This is a genomic window from Dongia sp. agr-C8 (assembly GCF_054658695.1).
On record NZ_BAAGHZ010000002.1, the window covers coordinates 855,824 to 874,264 of the forward strand.

Here is an 18,441-nt window from a genome sequence, read left to right on the forward strand (position 1 = left end):
GCCCTCCCCCGTTTTCGGGGGAGGGTGGCCGGGCGGGCCAGATCCAAGGAATCGTCTCCACGGTTGATTTGGATCAATGATGGAGGTCGCTCTCCAGTCCATGCTGCGGGCGTACTGACGTCAGGAGCGTTCCATGTCTGCAGTCGGCGGCGGCGACACTTTGCCCTTGGTCCTGGTGGTGGACGACGAGCCCTCGGTCCGGGCCACGCTGTCGCTTTGCCTGCGGGCGGCCGGCTACCAGACGATCTGCGCCGAGGACGGCCGCGCCGCCCAGCAGTTGATCCACGACTTCAGCCCCCAGGCCATTGTCGCCGACATCTTCATGCCGGTGCAGGACGGGCTCGGGCTGATGAACTGGCTCCGCGAGCAGCAAATCAAGATCCCGGTGGTGGCGATTTCCGGCCACGGCCGCTCCGTGGATTTCGACGGGCTCGGCATGGCCCGCCGGCTCGGCGCCAGCTCGATCCTGGAGAAGCCCTTCCCCGCCGGCGCGCTCGCGGCGGCCGTGGATTCCGCGCTCGGCGCCGCCGCCTAAGCCTGAACGTCCGAAATCAAGCCTCGACCAGCCGCTCCGCCTGCCGGGCGATTTCGCCGTCGGTATCGGCGAACTTCTTGGCGATGGTGCGGAACTCCTCGCGGATCTCCATGAAGGCATCGGTGACGTCCGGATCGAAATGCTTGCCGCGTCCCTCGGCGATCAGCTCGACCGCGCGCTCATGCGTGAAGGCCGGCTTGTAGACCCGGCGGCTGATCAGCGCGTCATAGACATCCGCCACGGCCATGAGGCGCGCCGAAACCGGAATCCCGTCGCCGGAAAGACCCTCCGGATAGCCGGAGCCGTCCCACTTCTCCTGGTGCGAATAGGCGATTTCCTTCGCCAGCTTCAGGAACTCGACCGGCGTGCCCAGCTGCCGCTCCGCCTGCTCGATCGCGTCGCGACCGAGCGTGGTGTGGGTCTTCATGATCTCGAACTCTTCCGGCGTCAGCTTGCCGGGCTTCAGCAGGATCTTGTCGGGAATGCCGACCTTGCCGATGTCGTGCAGCGGCGCCGACTTGAACAAGAGATCGATCACATGGTCGGTGAAATAGCCGGCGAAGCGCGGGTGATCCCGGAGCTTGAGCGCCAGGGCCTTCACGTAATGCTGGGTGCGGCGGATGTGGTTGCCGGTTTCGTTGTCGCGGGTCTCCGCCAGCGAGGCCATGGTCAGGATGGTCACGTCCTGAATGGCCTGCACCTCGCGGGTCCGGCGAAACACCTCGCTCTCGAGATAGGCGTTCTTGTCCTTGAGGAAGTCCTGGCCGGCCTTGAGCTGCAGGTGGGTCCTCACCCGCGCCAGCAGGATTGGCGGGCTGATCGGCTTGGTGATGTAATCGACCGCGCCGGCCTCGAGGCCGATGCGCTCGTCCTCGCTCTTGGTCATGGCGGTCAGGAAGATCACCGGGATATGCCGGGTCCGCGGGTCCTCCTTCAGCCGCCGGCAAACCTCGATCCCGTCGAGGTCGGGCATCATCACGTCGAGCAGCACCAGATCCGGCGGCAGGTCCGAATGCACGATCCTGAGCGCCTTCTCGCCGGAATTGGCCACCTTCACCCGATAGTGGCTCTTCAGGAGACCGGTGATCAGCGACAGATTGACCGGCGCATCATCGACGGCGAGGATGGTCGGGACATTTCCTTGTTCGACGGTTTCCATAAGTCCCATCCTTTCAGAGCGCGAGATCGGCGGTTTGCGCGCCGCGGCTCAATTCCTGCAATGCGGCATCGAAATCGAAGGCATGCGACGCCTCGGCCAAAGCCTCGAACCCCGGGGCGCCCAGGGCCGCGCGCAAGGTATCGGCCTCGGCATCGACCAGATCGACGGCGTCGCTGTCGTCGTTCTTCAACAGCGCCATCAGGCGGCGCATGACGTCGCGCTGCCGCTCGGTGTCGTTCGCCGCCCCGTTCTGCTGCCGGGCCTGCGGCGCCGGCAGCGAAGCCCAGAGCTCGGAGATGAGATCGCGCAACCCGGCGCGCCAGACGTCGAGCAGCGGATCGATCTTCTCCCGCGGCGCGCGCTCGCGGATGGCCGCCTCCAGCAGCGCCGCCTGTTCCTGCAGCCGGGTCGCGCCGATGTTGCCGGCGAGACCCTTGGCGGTATGCGCCAGGCGTTGCGCGGTGGGCAGATCCCGGCCGCCCAACGCCTCCTGCAGCAGCTGCGGCGCCTTGGTCTGGTCGCGGGCGAATTTCAGCAGCAGGTCGCTGTAGAGCCGCCGCTTGCCGAGCACGCGCGAAAGACCGAGCTTCACATCGAGCCCATCGATGTTGAGGCCGGCGGGATCGAAGCCGTCGGCGAGATCGGCGACGGTCGCCGCGCGACGGCGCGGCTCAGGCTCGGCCTCCGCCCGCGGCGTCAGCCAGCGGGCCAGGGCGCCAAACAGCGCGGCCGGATCGATCGGCTTGGCGACATGGTCGTTCATCCCGGCGTCCAGGCATTTCTGCCGCTCCGCCGCCATGACGTTCGCCGTCATCGCCACGATCGGCAGGCTGTCGAACCGCGCCTCCTTCCGGATCTCGATCGTGGCGGCGATGCCGTCCATGACCGGCATCTGCATGTCCATCAGGACCAGGTCGAAGGTGCCCGCCGGCGCGGCACGGAGCTTGTCCAGCGCGACCGCACCGTTCTCCGCCACCTCGACCTTGAGGCCGACTTCCTTCAGCAGCTCGGTCGCGACCTCCTGATTGAAGTCGTTGTCCTCGACCAGCAGCACCCGGGACCCTTGCAGATTCTCCGGCAAGGCGATGAGTTCGTCGGCCGCAGCACGGCTCTCGCCCGTGGCCTCTTCCGGCACCGTACCGAAAATGCGGATCGTGGTGTCGAACAGCAGCGAGGGCGCCACCGGCTTGATCAGCACGGCTTCGATGCCCGCGGCGGGCGCCCGCTTCAACACGTCCTCGCGGCCATGCGCCGTCACCATGATGAGATGCGGCGCCGGATCGAGATCGAGCGCGCCGATCGCCGCGGCGGTTTCCAATCCATCCAGCGCCGGCATCTGCCAGTCGAGGTAGACCGCCTGGATCGGCTTTCCGGCGGCGGCTTCGGCCTTCAGCGCCTCGACCGCCTCCGCGCCGGAACCGGCCTGCAGCGTCTCGAAAGTCATATCCGACAGCATCTCGGCGAGCACCATGCGGGCGTGCGGGTTGTCGTCCACCACCAGCACCTTCAGCCCGCGCAGGTCCGGGTTGGGGATCAGCGCCTTGCGCTGCGCCGCGCCCTTGCCGAGCTTCGCGGTGAACCAGAAGGTGCTGCCCTGCCCCGCCTCGCTCTCGACCCCGACCGTGCCGCCCATCAGCTCGGCCAGGCGCTTCGAGATTGCGAGCCCGAGGCCGGTCCCGCCGTATTTGCGCGTGGTCGAGCTGTCGGCCTGCTGGAAGGACTGGAACATCCGCGCGGTCTGCTCCGGCGTCATGCCGATGCCGGTGTCGCGCACCGAGAAGCGCAGCACGACATAGTCGTCGGCGATCGCATCGGCCTTGACCGCGATGTGGATCTCGCCGGTCTCGGTGAACTTGACCGCGTTGTTGGCATAGTTGATCAGGATCTGGCCGAGCCGCAGCGGGTCGCCGCGCAAGGTCGCCGGCACCGTGCGATCGACCTCGATGATGAGCTCCAGCCCCTTGGCACCGGCCTTCTCGGACACCAGGGTCGAGACGTTCTCCATCACCTTCTCGAGGTCGAAGTCGATCTCCTCGGTCGAGAGCTTGCCGGCCTCGATCTTCGAGAAGTCGAGGATGTCGTTGATGATCCCCATCAGGTGCTGGCCGGCCTGCTGGATCTTCTTCACGTAGTCGCGCTGCCTGGGATCGAGCGCGGTCTTCAGCGCCAGATGCGACATGCCGATGATCGCGTTCATCGGTGTGCGGATCTCGTGGCTCATGTTGGCGAGGAAGTCGCTCTTGGCCTGGGTCGCCGCCTCGGCCGCCTGCTTGGCGTTGAGGATCGCCTCCTCGGCGCGCTTCCTCGGCGTGATGTCGCGGACATTGGCGAAGGCGACGTGCTCGCCTTCCAGCTCGAGCATCATCAGCACGACTTCGCTGAAGAAGGGCTCGCCGGTATCCCATTTCCGATTGCACCAGTCGAAGGTGACCGGATGGCCGGTGCGCACGACTTCGTCCAGCGCCGCCTTGACGACGTCCGCCGAGGCCTCGCCGTTCGGCTGGTTCGGCGGCGTGAGGCGTGGATCCATGATGTCCAGGCCCTGCATCCGCGCGCGGTCGGGAATGCCGAACAGCCGCAACGCTGCCGCATTGCAGTCGAGAAAGCCCTGGGCGTTGAACAGGAAGAAGGCGTCGAGCGTGTTGTCGAAGATCATGCGGAACTTCTCCTCCGCACGCTTTCGCTCGGTGATGTCGGTGCAGAAGCCGCAGACCGCATAGGCCTTGCCGAGCTCGTCCATCAGCGGGAACATGGTGTTGATGGCGGTGTGCATGCCGTCGACCAGCGGCAGCCGTTCCTCGGCGATCCGCACCTGGCCGCTGTCGATCACATATTTGTCGCTGGCGACGATCTCGTCGGCGGAAGAAGCCGGGAAGAGCTCGTGGTCGGTCTTGCCGACGGCGTCGCCGTCCTTGAAGCCGAAGGCTTCGCTCCAATGCTTGTTGACGAAGAGATACCGCCCGGCGAGGTCCTTCTGGTAGATGAGCGCCGGCGCGTTATCCATGATCGCCTGCAGCTCGGCGCGATGCCGCTCGGCATCCCGTTCGGCCTTCAGGCGTTCTCCCACCTCGTGCCGCAGGCGACGGTTCACGATCACCGCCCAGGCGAGCAGCAGCACGATCGCCATCGGGATCGGCCAGTATTTGGCGGCGATGTCGCCCCAGTCGATCGAGGATACGCGCGGCAGCCAGCGGTCGCGGATCTGCTGGCGGTCGGCATCGCTGATCGTCTCGATCGCACGGTCGAGCAGGCCGGCGAGTTCCGGCCAGTCCTTGCGGACGGCGAAATGCAGCTCGCTGGTCTTGAAGCCGGCCTCGCCGCGCAGATCGAGGTTGGCGAGGTTCAGCCGGCTGATCAGGAAGGTTGAGACGATGAGGTCGCCGACATAGGCGTCGGCGCGTCCGGAAGCCACCGCGCGCAAGGCCGCTTCGGTGTCTTCGACATTGACGATCTTGACGGTCGGCACCTTGACCGGCAGCACGTCGTTGATGGCGTAGCCCTGCTCGAGCACCACGGTCCTGCCGCCGAGATCATCGAGCGAGCGGATCGCGGAATCGCTGCGCCGCGCGACCACTACGTTGTTGCTGGTGATGTAGGGTTTGGAGAAGGCGAGATAGCCTTCACGCTCCTGCGTCTGGCCCACGGAGACCAGCAGATCGACCTCCTGCCGCTTGGCCGCCTCCAGCACCGAATGCCAATCGGGATAGACGACCGGCTCGACCATGATGCCGAGGCGCTGCGTCACCAGCGCGAGATAGTCGGCGCTGATCCCCTGATGCCGGCCGGTGCGGTCCATCAGGTCGAACGGCGCCCAGCCGCCCTTGTAGAGGCCAAGCCGGATCGGCTGGTGGTTGGCCAGCCAGCTGCGTTCTTGCGAGCTCAGCGGCACCCAGACCTGCTCGCCTTCGGGCGCGGTCTGGGCGAAAGCGGCGCTCGGCACCGAGAGCAGCAGGCCGACCAGCAACGCGAGCGCGCGCAGCAGGCGATAGATGCCTGCAACCGCACGTTCGGTCCGATGGCGCTGTTCGCTCGCCACGCGCATCCGATGATCGCTCCCTGCCTGGGCCGCCCTGGGCGGCCGAAGTTCCCAGCGGACTCTAAAGAGCGAAGATTTACTGTACGTTAAGGCTGTTCCCGCCTTGCGAGCCGTGCAAATTCGGCATGCCCTTGAAAATTAACGGCTTCTTCGCAAACGCACGCCGGGAGGCGTGCGGAATCGCGCCGCGCCGCCCGACCCTTTTCCCGACTGCGTTTTACCGCTAAAACCCGCCCATCCTGCCTCATCCGGAGCCCTCCCCCATGGCGAAAGCCGCAGCGAAGACCGCCACCCGCAGCGAAACCGATTCCTTCGGCCCGATCGACGTCCCGGCCGACAAGCTCTGGGGCGCGCAGACGCAACGCAGCCTGCAGAATTTCAAGATCGGCGGGCAGCGGATGCCGGTCGGCCTCATTCGCGCCTTCGGCTTGCTGAAGCAGGCGGCGGCCCGCGCCAACATGAAGCTGAAGAAGCTCGACCCCAAGCTCGGCAAGGCGATCGACGCCGCGGCGGCGGAAGTCGCCTCCGGCGCGCTGGACGATCACTTTCCGCTGGTGGTCTGGCAGACCGGCTCCGGCACCCAGACCAACATGAACGTCAACGAGGTGCTGGCCAACCGCGCCAACGAGATGCTGGGCGGCAAGCGCGGCGACAAGAAGCCGATCCACCCGAACGACCAGGTGAACTACGGCCAGTCGTCCAACGACAGCTTCCCGACCGCGATGCACATCGCCGCGGTGCGCCAGGCGCTGGACGCGGTGATCCCGGCGCTGACGCATCTGCAGCAGGCGCTGGACAAGAAGGCCAAGGAGTTCGGCAAGATCATCAAGATCGGCCGCACCCACCTCCAGGATGCGACGCCGGTGACCTTGGGCCAGGAGTTCTCCGGCTATGCGGCGCAGGTGAAGAACGGCATCGCGCGGGTGAAGGCCTGCCTGCCGCGCCTGCTCGAGATTCCGCAAGGCGGCACCGCGGTCGGCACCGGCTTGAACGCCGCCAAGGGCTTCGACAAGGCCTTTGCGGCCGAGCTTTCGGCGCTCAGCGGCGTCAAGTTCGTCGCCGCCGGGAACAAGTTCGAGGGCATGGCGGCGCATGACGCCTTCGCCGAAATCTCCGGCGCCTATAACGTGCTGGCGGCCTCGCTGATGAAGATCGCCAACGACATCCGGCTGTTGGGCTCCGGCCCGCGCTCGGGCCTGGCCGAGATCAACCTGCCGGAGAACGAGCCCGGCTCCTCGATCATGCCGGGCAAGGTCAACCCGACCCAGGCCGAAGCGATGACCATGGTGGCGGCCCAGATCATGGGCAACAACGTCGCGGTCACCGTCGCCTGCTCCAACGGCCATCTCGAGCTCAACGTCTTCAAGCCGGTGATCATCCACAACGTGCTGCAATCCGGACAACTCATTGCGGATGCCTGCATGAGCTTCACCGACAATTGCGTGGTCGGCATCACGCCGAATCTGCCGCGGATCAAGCAGTCGCTGGACCAGTCGCTGATGCTGGTGACCGCGCTCAACACCCATATCGGCTACGACAACGCCGCCAAGGTCGCGAAGAAGGCGCATAAGGAAGGCACCAGCCTGAAGGAAGCGGCGCTGGCGCTCGGCCTGCTGACCGAGAAGCAGTTCGACCAATGGGTGCGGCCGGAAGACATGCTCGGGCCGAAGTGAAGTCGGACCAGGAAGTCCACATCACCTATCTGAACGGCGCGGATGTCGATCGGCTCGCCTTGAGTGACGACGAGATCCTGGCCGCGGTGGAATCCGGCCTGCGTGCCCAGGGTGCGGGCGAGACCGTGATCGAGCCGCGCGTCCATCTCATCCCAGAAAGCCCGGCGCGGGGGCATTTCAACGTGCTGCGCGGCGAGGTGAAGCCGCTGGGCTTCGCCGGCGTGAAGGTGGTCGGCGACTTCGTCAACAACTACAAGCTCGGCCTCCCTTCCGAGATGGCGATCCTCAACCTGTTCGATCCCGCGACCGGCATGCCGAAGGCAATCCTCGACGCGACCGCGATCACCGACATGCGGACCGGGGCGATGACGGCGCTGGGCGCGAAGCATCTCGCGCGCAAGGACTCCCGCGTGCTCGGCCATGTCGGCGCCCGCGGCACCGCCACCTGGAACGTGCGGCTGCTCGACCATTTGTTCGACTTCGACGAGATCCGGGTCCATTCCAAGCGGCCGGAGAGCCGCGAGGCCTTCGCGGCGCGGCTTTCCGCCGATCTCGGCAAGAAGGTGGTCGCCACCGACAACTGGGAAGACTGCCTCAAGGGCGCCGACATCCTGGTCGAGGCCTCGCGCCTGCCCGCCCCCGAGCCGCTGTTCAAGACCGAATGGATCAAGCGCGGCGCCTTCGTCGTCCCCTACGGCACGATGAGCGCGGTCGAGCTCAGCCTGACCGACATCATGGACAAGATGGTGGTCGATGACTGGGGCCAATGCCGCAAGGGCCTGCCCTTCGGCGCGCTGCGCGCCCATGTGGATTCCGACCGCCTGAGCGAAGCCAATCTGCATGCCGAGCTGGGTGAGATCGTCGCCGGCAAGAAGCCCGGCCGCGAGCGCGAGGACGAGACCATCCTGTTCTGGCATCGCGGCTTGAGCCTCAGCGACATCGCGCTGGGCGCGGCGCTGCTCGACAAGGCGGCGCAGCAGGGGCTCGGCCAGAGCTTGCGGTTCCGCTGATGACGGATGCGCCGACCCGGCTCCGCAAGCATTCGGTCAGCATCGCCGGCCATCGCACCAGCATCACGCTGGAAGCGGCCTTCTGGGAAGCGCTCACGGCCATCGCGCAGGCGCGCAAGACCACGGTCGCCGGCCTGATCGCCGCGATCGACGACGCGCGCGCCGCCGATCCCGCGGCGCCGAACCTCTCCAGTGCGATCCGGGTGTTCGTGCTGCGAGAGCGCAACACCCGCTGAGACCCCTCACCGGGAGGCCGGCGCCGCGGCGCGGTGCGGGCGCGCGTAGCGTTCGTAGAAGCCGCCGCATTCCTTGGCCGCCTGCGCCAGGAAGGCGGCGGCCCGCTCCGGGTAGTTGGCTTCCTCGAGGCGGTTCGCGAAACGATCGAGCATGCGCAGCCGCACCACTTTCTGCGCGACGCCGATCTCGGCGACGGCGGAAAGGAACTTCGCGCGGGTCGCGGCATGGAGGTCGATCCAGCGCTGCGCCGGCGGGCGCGAACCGGCGGGGTCATAGGCATAGACCTGCCGCCGGTCGATGGCGATGCCGAACTCAAGCTGCACGGAGGCCGCGACGCGCGTGGGAGTCTCGTAGCGCGCCAGGCCGCGCACGATAAAGGCCTTCATTTCGTCGGTCAGGACCGACTTGGTCTTTTGATTCTGTCTGCGTCCAGTCTGCGTTGCCGCATCTTCCGCCGGCGCGCCGTCGGCGGCTTTTGCGGGATCGGGCGTAATGCCGAGCCGCGCCCTGGCCAGCGCGCCCAAAGCCTCGAGCGCCGCGTCGCGCGCCTCGCGCGTCACGCGGGGGTCATCGACCGGGTCGGCGGGAATTTGTAGGGCGTCCGCATCCTGCGGGGATTCCGCATCCTGTCTGCGTCCGGTCTGCGTTGCGGGGGCATCATCGGGCGCGATGGAGAACACCGTCGGCGCGGCCGCCTCGATCTCCGTCCTGCGCGTGAACTCGGGCTCCGGCGGCCGGTCCGCCGGAAGCTGCACCGACTCCTTGTCCTGTCTGTGCTCGGTCTGCGTCGGCAGCACGAACTCGCCCCGCCAGTAGGGGACGACCTGGTCGGGATCGAGCGCGACGCCGAAATACGCGTACACGCCGGCGGCGATCCGCTCGGGCGCCTCCCGGTTGCGCAGGCGCGCCTCGATGAACGCCTTCAGGCGGTCCGGGGAAAACTGCGGGGCGTCTGCGTGCTGTCTGGGTGGGGTCTGGGTTGGGGTCAGGGCCATGGGGTTTCCTCACGGGCTCGGCGACGCGCGGGGACAACCGTCGCCTTCGGTTTTGCCAAGCGGGCACGCGGCACGAAGCTGCCGGAAAGTGGAATGGCCCGCAGGGCGGGGGCGCAGGTGGCCGACAGAGAGTCACTCTGCGGGAGGGAGTATAGCCTTGATTGGCTACTTACACAATGGTGTGATTTTCGGCACTACTCTGGGAGCCTGATAGGCCTCAGGCAGCGCCAAGGCCTCACCCCAACCCTCTCCCTAAGGGGCGAGGGAGTGCAGCCAGCGCTCGGAAAGGCTCGTGCAACCGCTTGCGGCGGCTTGAGCCAAGCAAGACCCACACGCTCTTCAATCAGTTCCCGCTGGTGCCCGGCTCTCCCGCCGGCTCGGTGGTCGTCTCGTTGCCGGGGACCGGGATCAGCTCGTCCGGCGCCGGTTCGGCGGGCGCCGCCTCAGCTGGCGCTGGTTCGGCGGGTGCCGGCTCAGCCGGAGGCTGCTCTGCGGGAGCTGCTTCCGCCGGCGCTTGTTCAGCCGGTGCTGGCTCGGCCGGGGCGGCACCCGGTTCCGCGGCGGGCGCCGGCTCGGCGGCCGGTGCCTCCGCCGGCGGCTGCTCGGTTGCCGCAGGCGCTTGTTCGGCCGGCGCTGCCTCGGCCGGAGCCGGTGCCGTCTCCTCGGGCTGCGCCGCCGGTGCGGTGCCGACCGCACCGGGTTCCGCACCCGGGGCGGCGTCCTGCGAGGCGGGCGCGGCGTCCTGGGTCGCCGGGGCCTGGTCCTTCTTCTTGCCGCCGCCGAGCACGTTGTTCAGCAGGCCGCCGGCCGCACCGCCGACCGCAGCACCACCGGTGCCGCCGAGGGCGCCGCCGACCGCTTCGCCCGCGGTGCCGCCGATGCTGCTGCCCGGCGCCGAGGTGTCGCTCGCACCACCGCCCAGGCCCGGGAGATTGACGCCCGGGATGTTGAGGCCGGGGATGCCGCTGGCGCTGGGTGCCGCGCCGCCGCCGGAGAAGGACGGCTTCGGCGAGCTGACCGGCCCGTCGAGATTGACGCTCATGAAGGCTTCCTGCGCATCGGCGCCGAACAGGTCGACCAGCAGGTTGAGCGCCATCTGCGCGAGATCGACCTTGCCCTTCGCCGTGCCGCGCGCCCGCGGGTTGGTGAAGGCGGTGTCCTGGGTATCGAGCACGCCGTTGGTGATGTTGAAGGTGCCGTCGAGCTTGTTGTCGACGCCGGTATAGGCCGAGAGCACGCCGTTGATCTTCTCGGCGATGCCCTGCACCTGCTTCACCTTCTGGCCGAGCACGCCGATCAGCGCCGAGCCGACGGTCTGCTCGATCTTGCCGATGATCAGCACGGTGCCGTCGAGATTGCCCTTGCCGGTCAGCGAGCGGACGATGTCGGCCTGGGAGAGGCCGCTGCCGGTGCCGTCGAAGTTGAGGGAGATCGGGCCCTTGACCTGGCTGCCGGCGATGCCGCCGCCCAAGAGCTCGGCCAGCTGGATCGCCTGCACCGCGACCTTGGCGTCGATCTTCGGCGTGCCGTTGCCGTTGACCGAGGTGCCGGAGAGGTCGAAGGAGCCGCCATAGATCTTGCCGTTCAAGGTCTGCATGGTCATGAGACCGTCCTTGATCGTGATCTTGGCGGTGAGGTCGTCGATCCGCTGGTCGGGCATGATCAGCGACTTCGCCTTGAAGTCGATATCCGCGTCCTGCTTGCCGAGCGCGGAGAGGTCCAAGGGCTCGGTCGACCAGGGCCCGCTGGTCTTGGCCGGCGAGCCGCTGCCGCCGGAGCCGGTCGTGCTCTTGCCGGCATTGCTCTTGGTCGAGGGCGCCATGAACGGCGTCAGGTTGACCGTGCCGCCGGTGAGGTTGGCGGTGATCATCGGCGTGGCGCCGGTCGCGTCGTAGTTGGCCGTGCCGGTCAGGCTGGAATCGCCCCACTTGGCGTCGAGCTGGCTGACCGAGGCCTTCTGCGTGCTGCCCGCCGCCTTGACCGCAACCGCGAGCGGGCCGCCCTTGGCGCCCGCCGGCAGGTCCGCCATCTTCATCAGGTCGGTGAATTCCGGATGGTTGGCGGTCACCGCGAGATCGAAGGCGATCGGCTGTTGCTTCGGCATCTTCACATTGCCGGCGACCTTGGCCGTGGCACCGGCAGCCGAGAGATCGAGATTGAGGTTCATGTCCTCGGCATTGCCCTTGAGCGCGCCGGCGGCCGAGAGCGTGCCCATGGCCTGCGCCTTCGGTCCCGCGAGGCCGGCCAGCTGCAGCAGCGGCGCCGGCTTCTCGGCCTTGAGGTCGAGCGTGGTATCGACCTGCGGCGTGCCGGAGATCCCGGTGACCTTGCCGGCGAGCTTGCCGGAACCGCCGATGCCGCCGATCGACAGGGTGACGTCATAGGTGAGGTCATCGGCGCCGCTCTGCGCGGTGCCGGCGAAGGCGACCGAGCCCAGCTGCTTCGCCGCGTCGACCGGACCGCCGAACAATTGCGCCAGCGGCGCCGTATCCTTGGCCTTGATGTCGAAGGTGGAATTGATCTTCGGAATGCCGCCGGCCATCAACCCGGCCGCCGACCCCTTGGCCGTGCCGTTGAGACCGACGCCGGTCATCGCCATGGCGACGTCGAAGGTGACGTCGTTGGCATTGCCGTTAGCCTTGCCCTTGAGATCGAGCCGGCCGAGCTTGCCGGCCTGGCCGGGCATGCCGCCCATCTCCATCAGCTTGCCGGCATCCTTGGCCGAGATGTCATAGGCGATGTCGAACTTCGGGTCGCCCTTGAGATCGGAGACCGTGCCCTCGATCGCACCCTTGCCGCCCATCAGGTCGCCGACCGAGACGTCCTTGATGTTGAGGGTCGCGTCGGCCAGGCCGATCAGCGCATGCAGGTTCTTCACCTGCTGGCCGTTCATGGTGAGGCTGCCGGCCTTCACCTCGATATTGGCATCGAGGTCGCCGAGCGGCGCCAGCGCCTTCAGCGGGTTGTCCGGCGTGCCCTTCTTGGCGGTGTCGGCGGCCGCGGTCTCCGCCGGCGCCGCTGCCTTCTTGTCGCCTTGCGGCAGGTAGCCGTCGACGTTGAGCTTGTCGACCGAGAGGCCGACGCCGAAGGCCATGCGCTTGCGCTTCTGGTTGTCGGGCAGCGCCAGGATGACGCCGCCCGAGATCTTCGAGCCGTCCAGGGTCGCGTTGAGATCGGCGACCTCGACCTGGGCCGGGCTCGCGTTCAAGCGGCTGGTCAGCGCCAGCTTGCGCAGCCGGTCGGCCGGCACGCTGTTGAGCGCACCCGGCGCGAACATGTCCGCGACCTCGCGCAGGTTGTCGGAGCTCGCCTTGACCGCGCCGGTGAAGCTCGGCTGGTCGTTCTTCGGCGCCAGCACGCCGGACAAGGTGAAGGCGGTGTTGCCCGGAAGCTGCGCCGAGAGCTGGGTCAGGTTGAGCGCGCCGTCCTTCAGCTGGGCGACCAGCTTGGTGCCGTCGATCGCCTTGCCCTGATAAGCGATCTGCTCGACCGTCGCCGTGACATTGGCGGTGATGCCGGTCGGCAGGGTGAACGGCGCCGCGGGCTTCGCTTCGCCGCCGCCGGATTCGCCCTCGGCTTTCTTCTCGGTGGCTTCGCCGGCCTTGCCCGCCGGCATCAGCTTGTCGAGATCGACCCGGCCGACCGCGAGATCGGCGTCGACGGTGGTCGCCTCGCCGTATTTGGCACCGACCGAGCCCTGGGCCGCGACGTCGCCCAGCGACACAGCGAGATTCTTGATGTCGGCGGCGGCCGAGCCCGCCGTCACGTCGCCGGCGAGCGAGAAGGGCCGCGCCAGCGCGGGCGGCTGCGCCGCGGCGGCACCGCCGGAGAGGGCCGCCATCAGCTCGGCCACATTCTCCGCCTTGGCGGAGAGCTTGCCGGTGACGATCGGCTTTGTCGGATCTGCGGCCGCCGACATGTCGGCCTGGCCGGAGAAGCCGAAGCTGCCCTTGGTCTCGCCGACCGTCAGGTTGAGGTCGATCGGCATCGGCGCGGTCGGGTCCATGCGGCCGGACTTGACGCTGAAGCCGAGCGGCAGGTTCATGGCGATGAGGCTGCCCTTGGCGTCGAACGGCCCATTGAGGCTGGCCATGGACAGGCCGAGGTTGATCTTCTCGACTTTCTGCTCGGTGCCCGCGGCCAGGTCGCGGTAGATCACGGTGCCGTCTTCGAGCGTGGCGCCGTCGATCTGGATGTCCCAGCCACCGGCGGAAGCGGTCGCGCCGTCCGGCGAGGGAGCCGGCGCCGGCTCGCTCGTGGTGGTGCCGCCGGTCGAGGCCGGCGGCGTCAGCTGCCAGTTGCCGGTGCCGTCCTTCAGCTTCTCCAGCACGATCACCGGACGGGTGAGCACGATGTCGGTGATCTGCGCCTTGTGCGAGAGCAGCGGCATGAGCGCGACCTTGACCTTGGCCGATTCGATCTCCGCCATGTTGGGCGCGGTGCCGCCGGGCGCATTGCCGAACTTGATGCCGTCCACGCTGACCGAAGGCAGCGGCAGGATCGAGAGCGAGATCTTGCCCTCGATCTTCAGGTCGCGGCCGGTCGCCTCCTTGGCCTTGGCCTCGATCGTGCCCTTGTAGTCGTTGAGGTCGATGAAGAAGGGGGCGATCAACGCGGCCGCGACCACCAGAACCACGATGCCGCCGATGACATAGAGCAACTTCTTCATGATCACGCGCTCCGCCCTTATTGCCCTTACGGCCAAACGCCCCCGGATCGTCTCGGGTTCGGCCGCCTTCTTGCGCTCTCCCCGCGCTTCCCCGCATTATCGCCAAAGGAAAGAATGCCCGGCAAGGCATTCCAACGGTTTTTTCAGTGAAATCTGCGCGAGGCCCGATGGCTGAAATCGTCAACCTGAACAAGCGGCGCAAGGCCAAGGCCCGCGCCGAGGACGAGTCGCGGGCCGAGGCCAACCGCGTCAAATACGGCCGAACCAAGGCGGAGAAGCAAAACGACCGCCGCGCCGCGGAACGCAGCGCGCGGTTGCATCAGGGCACGCGGCTGGAGAAGGACGAAAAAAGCTAGGGCCTTCATCGTCGTTTACTGGCCGATCATCGCCAGCCACTCGTCCTCGGTGAGGGTCTTCACCCCGAGTTCGGCGGCCTTCTTCGCTTTCGAACCGGCATCGGCGCCGACGATGAGATAGTCGGTCTTGGACGAGACCGAGCCGCCGACCTTGGCGCCGAGGCTCTCGGCCCGGGCCTTGGCTTCGTTGCGGGTCATCTTCTCGAGCGTGCCGGTGAAGACCACGGTCTTGCCGGCGATGGCGCTGTCGGCGGCGACCACCGGCACAAAGGCCTCGATCTCGACCTCGGCTTCCAGCGCGTCGATCACCTTGGTGTTGTGCTTCTCGGCGAAGAATTCCGTGAGGTCGTCCACCACCGAGGGGCCGATGCCGTTGATCTCGTCGAGATCCTGACGCGCCTGGCTGCCGACCGTTCCCGCCGCGACCATGGCCTCGCGGAAGGCCTTGAAGGTGAGGTAGTGCTTGGCCAGCAGCCGCGCGGTCACCTCGCCGACCTGCGGGATGCCGAGCGCATAGATGAAGCGGTCGAGCGCGATGGTCCGCCGCGCCGCGATCGCGTCCATGAGCTTCTGCACCGAGGCCTCGCCCCAGCCCTCGCGCTCGAGCAGGGCCTTGCGGTGCCGTTCGAGCTTGAAGATGTCGGCCGGCGACTTCACCCAGTCGAGGTCGAAGAATTCCTTGATCGTCTTGTCGCCGAAGCCGTCGATGTCGAAGGCGCCGCGGCCGACGAAATGGCGCAGCCGCTCGGTCGCCTGGTTGGGGCAAATGAGGCCGCCGGTGCAGCGCCAGGCGGCGCCGCCCTCCTCCCGGATCGCGTGGCTGCCGCAGACCGGGCAGACGCCCTTGATCTTCTTCTTGAAGTCGAAGCGCTCGTGGCGGCGCGCCTTGGGGTCTTCCACCACGCCGACCACCTGGGGGATGACGTCGCCGGCGCGCTGGACGATGACCCGGTCGCCCTCGCGGATATCCTTGCGCGCGATCTCGTCCTCGTTGTGCAAGGTCGCCTTCGACACCATCACGCCGCCGACGTTGACCGGCTCCAGCATCGCGATCGGCGTCAGCACGCCGGTGCGGCCGACCGAGATGAAGATCTCGTTCAACTTGGTGATCGCCTGCTCGGCGGCGAATTTATGCGCGATCGCCCATCGCGGCGCGCGGCCGACGAAGCCCAGCCGCTCCTGCAGCGCGAGGTCGTCGACCTTGTAGACGACGCCGTCGATGTCGTAGTCGAGATCGGCGCGGTCCATCGCCATCTTGTCGTAGAACCGCATCACGCCGTCGAGGTCGTGGGCGTGGCTGTTCAGCGGGTTGGTCGCGAAGCCCCAGGCCTTCAGCTGCTTCAAGAGCTCGGTATGGGTCTTCGGCCAGTCGTAGCCCTCCGCGAAGCCGAAGGAATAGGCGAAGAAGCGCAGCGGTCGCGCCTTGGTGATGCGCGGATCCATCTGGCGCACCGAGCCCGCGGCGGCGTTGCGCGGATTCATGAAGGTGGCCTCGCCCTGGGACTCGCGCTCGGCGTTCATCTTGAGGAAGCCGGCCTTGGTCATGAAGACCTCGCCGCGGATCTCGACCCGCTTCGGCACCTTGCCTTTCAGCTTCACCGGCACGTCGGCGATCTGCCGGAGATTCTGGGTGATGTCCTCGCCGGTGGCGCCATCGCCGCGGGTGGCGCCGACCGTGAGCGCGCCGTCCTCGTAGCGCAGGTTGGCGGAGAGCCCGTCCATCTTCGGCTCGAGCGCCAGCGGGATATCGACCTCGGGCTTGAGCCCCAGGAAGCGGCGGATCTTGCCGAGGAAATCCTCGACATCCTCGCGGCTGAAGGCGTTGTCCAGCGACAGCATCGGCTCCAGATGCTTCACCTTGGCGAAGCCCGCCGCCGGCGCCGCGCCCACCTTCTCGCTCGGCGAGTCGGCGCGCTTCAGATCGGGGAAGCGCTGCTCGATCGCCTCGTTGCGCAGGACCAGCGCGTCGAACTCCGCGTCGGAAACCTCCGGCGCGTCCTTCTGGTAGTAGAGCGCGCGGTGATGCCCGATCTCCAGGGCGAGGCGGGCGAGTTCCCTCTTCGCCTCGGCTTCGGTGAGGGTGTCGACCGGCTTCGCCTTCACGCCGCGCCCACCAGCAGCTTGTCGGCGGCGGCGCGCGCCTCGTCGGTGACCACGGCGCCGGAGAGCATGCGGGCGATCTCCTCGCGGCGCTCGGCCTCGTCGAGCGGCGTGGTCGCGGTGGCGATCTTGCCCTTCACCGTCCGCTTCTCAACCCGGAGATGATTCTGCGCCAAGGCCGCCACCTGGGGCGAATGGGTGATCACCAGCACCTGCACCTTCTTCGCCAGGCGCCGCAGCCGCTCGCCGACCGCGGCGGCGGTGGCGCCGCCGATGCCGGAATCGACCTCGTCGAAGACCAGGGTCGGCACCGGCTGGTTGCTGGCCAGCGTGACCTTCAGCGCCAGCATGAAGCGCGCAAGCTCGCCACCGGAGGCGATGCGGTTGATCGGGCCGGGTGTCGCGCCGGGATTGGTCGCGACCTGGAACTGCACGCGGTCCCAGCCGCCCTCGCCCCAATCCCCCTCGCCGAGAGTCTCGATGCGGGTCGCGAACCGCGCCTTCTCCAATTTGAGCGGCGGCAATTCCTTGTTGACCGCGGCATCCATCGCCTTCGCCGCCTTGGCGCGCGCGGCACTCAGCGCCGTGGCGGCGTCGCGATAGGCGGCGAGGCCGGCCTCGGCCGCCTTCTTCAGCGCGCCGAGATCGGCGCTCTGACCCTCGATCAGCGCCAGGCGGCGCTTCAAGTCGGCGAGCAGGTCCGGCAGGGCGGTTACCGCGACGCGATGCTTGCGCGCGAGCTCGCGCAGCAGGTTCAAGCGGTCGTCCAGCTTCTCCAGGCGGTTGGGGTCGGCGTCGAGATCGGCGGCCATGCGTTGCAAACCGGCGATGCCCTCGGCGAGTTCCGCGGCGGCGCGATCGAGCGCGCTCGCCACCGGATCGAGTCCGGCGCCGGCCTTGTCGGCGATGCGCTGCAGCCGGCGCGCGGCGGAGGCCAGCGCGCGGTCGGCGCCGCGCTCGCCGGCGAGCTCGCCATGCGCCGCCTCGATCGCCTCGAGCAGCTGTTCGCGGTGCATCAGCTGCTGGCGCTCGGCGGTGAGCGCGGTCTCCTCGTCCGGCCTCGGGTCAGCGAGTTCCAGCTCGCTGGCGGCATGGCGGAGATAGTCTTCGTCGGCGCGGGCGCGCTCCAGCTCGGCATGGGCGCCGTCCAGCGCCTCCTGCGCCTGCCGCCAGCCGCGATAGGCGGCACGGACCTTGTCCGCCGAGGCTTCCAGACCGCCGAAGGCGTCGAGATGGGTGCGGTGGGTCGCCGGATCCAGCAACCCGTGCACCTCGAACTGGCCTTCGATCTCGATCAGCAGCTCGCCGATCCGCCGGAGCAGCGCCACGCTCACCGGCTGGTCGTTGACGAAGGCGCGGGACTTGCCGTCGGCGCCGACCTGCCGGCGCAGAATCAGCAGGTCGTCGCGCTCGATCCCCTGCTCTTCCAGGATCGCGTGGGCGGCATGGCGCTCCGGCAGGGTAAAGGTCGCCGTCGCCCCGGCCTGGGTCGCGCCGGCCCGCACCAGGGCACCCTCGGCCCGCGCGCCCAGCGCCAGGCCGAGCGCGTCGAGCAGGATCGACTTGCCGGCGCCGGTCTCGCCGGTCAGCGCGGTCAAGCCGGCGGCCAGGCTCAATTCCAGCCGGTCGATGAGGACGATGTTTTGGACGGTCAGCCCGACCAGCATGGAC

11 protein-coding genes are annotated in these 18,441 nt (G+C 68.0%); 5 read left to right on the plus strand and 6 right to left on the minus strand.

Annotation, left to right across the window (positions count from 1 at the left end):
• The first annotated feature begins 133 nt into the window (after positions 1–133).
• Entirely contained in the window at positions 134–535 is a 402-nt protein-coding gene (locus ACYQ4T_RS11610) for a response regulator (RefSeq protein WP_459854000.1), read from the plus strand.
• 16 nt (positions 536–551) lie between these two features.
• Here the strand turns inward: ACYQ4T_RS11610 and ACYQ4T_RS11615 are convergent, their stop codons facing one another.
• Together ACYQ4T_RS11615 and ACYQ4T_RS11620 are read right to left on the minus strand one after the other, a co-directional pair.
• Positions 552–1,694, minus strand: a complete 1,143-nt coding sequence (locus ACYQ4T_RS11615; protein ID WP_459854003.1) for a response regulator — start codon at positions 1,692–1,694, stop codon at positions 552–554.
• A 13-nt stretch (positions 1,695–1,707) separates the two neighbouring features.
• A complete protein-coding gene (locus ACYQ4T_RS11620) occupies positions 1,708–5,736 on the minus strand; it encodes a response regulator (protein ID WP_459854006.1) in 4,029 nt (1,342 codons plus the stop codon).
• 257 nt (positions 5,737–5,993) lie between these two features.
• On the opposite strand from ACYQ4T_RS11620, the gene fumC reads away from it, so the two are divergent.
• Genes fumC through ACYQ4T_RS11635 form a run of 3 tightly spaced genes read left to right on the plus strand, consistent with a single transcriptional unit; the run spans position 5,994 to position 8,649 of the window.
• Positions 5,994–7,403, plus strand: coding sequence for a class II fumarate hydratase (gene fumC, locus ACYQ4T_RS11625; protein ID WP_459854009.1), 1,410 nt, complete (start codon positions 5,994–5,996; stop codon positions 7,401–7,403).
• A complete protein-coding gene (locus ACYQ4T_RS11630; protein WP_459854011.1) occupies positions 7,400–8,413 on the plus strand; it encodes an ornithine cyclodeaminase family protein in 1,014 nt (337 codons plus the stop codon). The genes fumC and ACYQ4T_RS11630 overlap by 4 nt, the downstream gene beginning before the upstream one ends.
• A complete protein-coding gene (locus ACYQ4T_RS11635) occupies positions 8,413–8,649 on the plus strand; it encodes a ribbon-helix-helix domain-containing protein (RefSeq protein WP_459854014.1) in 237 nt (78 codons plus the stop codon). Before ACYQ4T_RS11630 ends, ACYQ4T_RS11635 begins: the two co-directional genes overlap by 1 nt.
• Positions 8,650–8,655: 6 nt before the next feature.
• Here the strand turns inward: ACYQ4T_RS11635 and ACYQ4T_RS11640 are convergent, their stop codons facing one another.
• Together ACYQ4T_RS11640 and ACYQ4T_RS11645 are read right to left on the minus strand one after the other, a co-directional pair.
• Positions 8,656–9,645 carry a DUF2280 domain-containing protein gene (locus ACYQ4T_RS11640; protein ID WP_459854016.1) on the minus strand — a complete coding sequence of 330 codons (990 nt, stop codon included), beginning with the start codon at positions 9,643–9,645 and terminating at the stop codon, positions 8,656–8,658.
• 343 nt (positions 9,646–9,988) lie between these two features.
• Positions 9,989–14,314 (minus strand): AsmA family protein, encoded by a 4,326-nt coding sequence (locus ACYQ4T_RS11645; RefSeq protein WP_459854018.1) that lies wholly within the window; start codon positions 14,312–14,314, stop codon positions 9,989–9,991.
• Between the two features lie 167 nt (positions 14,315–14,481).
• Between ACYQ4T_RS11645 and ACYQ4T_RS11650 the strand changes: the two genes are divergently transcribed.
• Positions 14,482–14,670 (plus strand): DUF4169 family protein, encoded by a 189-nt coding sequence (locus tag ACYQ4T_RS11650; RefSeq protein ID WP_459854020.1) that lies wholly within the window; start codon positions 14,482–14,484, stop codon positions 14,668–14,670.
• A gap of 15 nt (positions 14,671–14,685) precedes the next feature.
• Here ACYQ4T_RS11650 and ligA read toward each other — a convergent pair whose 3' ends face one another.
• Together ligA and recN are read right to left on the minus strand one after the other, a co-directional pair.
• Positions 14,686–16,773, minus strand: coding sequence for an NAD-dependent DNA ligase LigA (ligA, locus tag ACYQ4T_RS11655; RefSeq protein ID WP_459854022.1), 2,088 nt, complete (start codon positions 16,771–16,773; stop codon positions 14,686–14,688).
• Positions 16,770–18,437, minus strand: a complete 1,668-nt coding sequence (recN, locus tag ACYQ4T_RS11660; protein WP_459854024.1) for a DNA repair protein RecN — start codon at positions 18,435–18,437, stop codon at positions 16,770–16,772. Before recN ends, ligA begins: the two co-directional genes overlap by 4 nt.
• Positions 18,438–18,441: the final 4 nt, after the last annotated feature.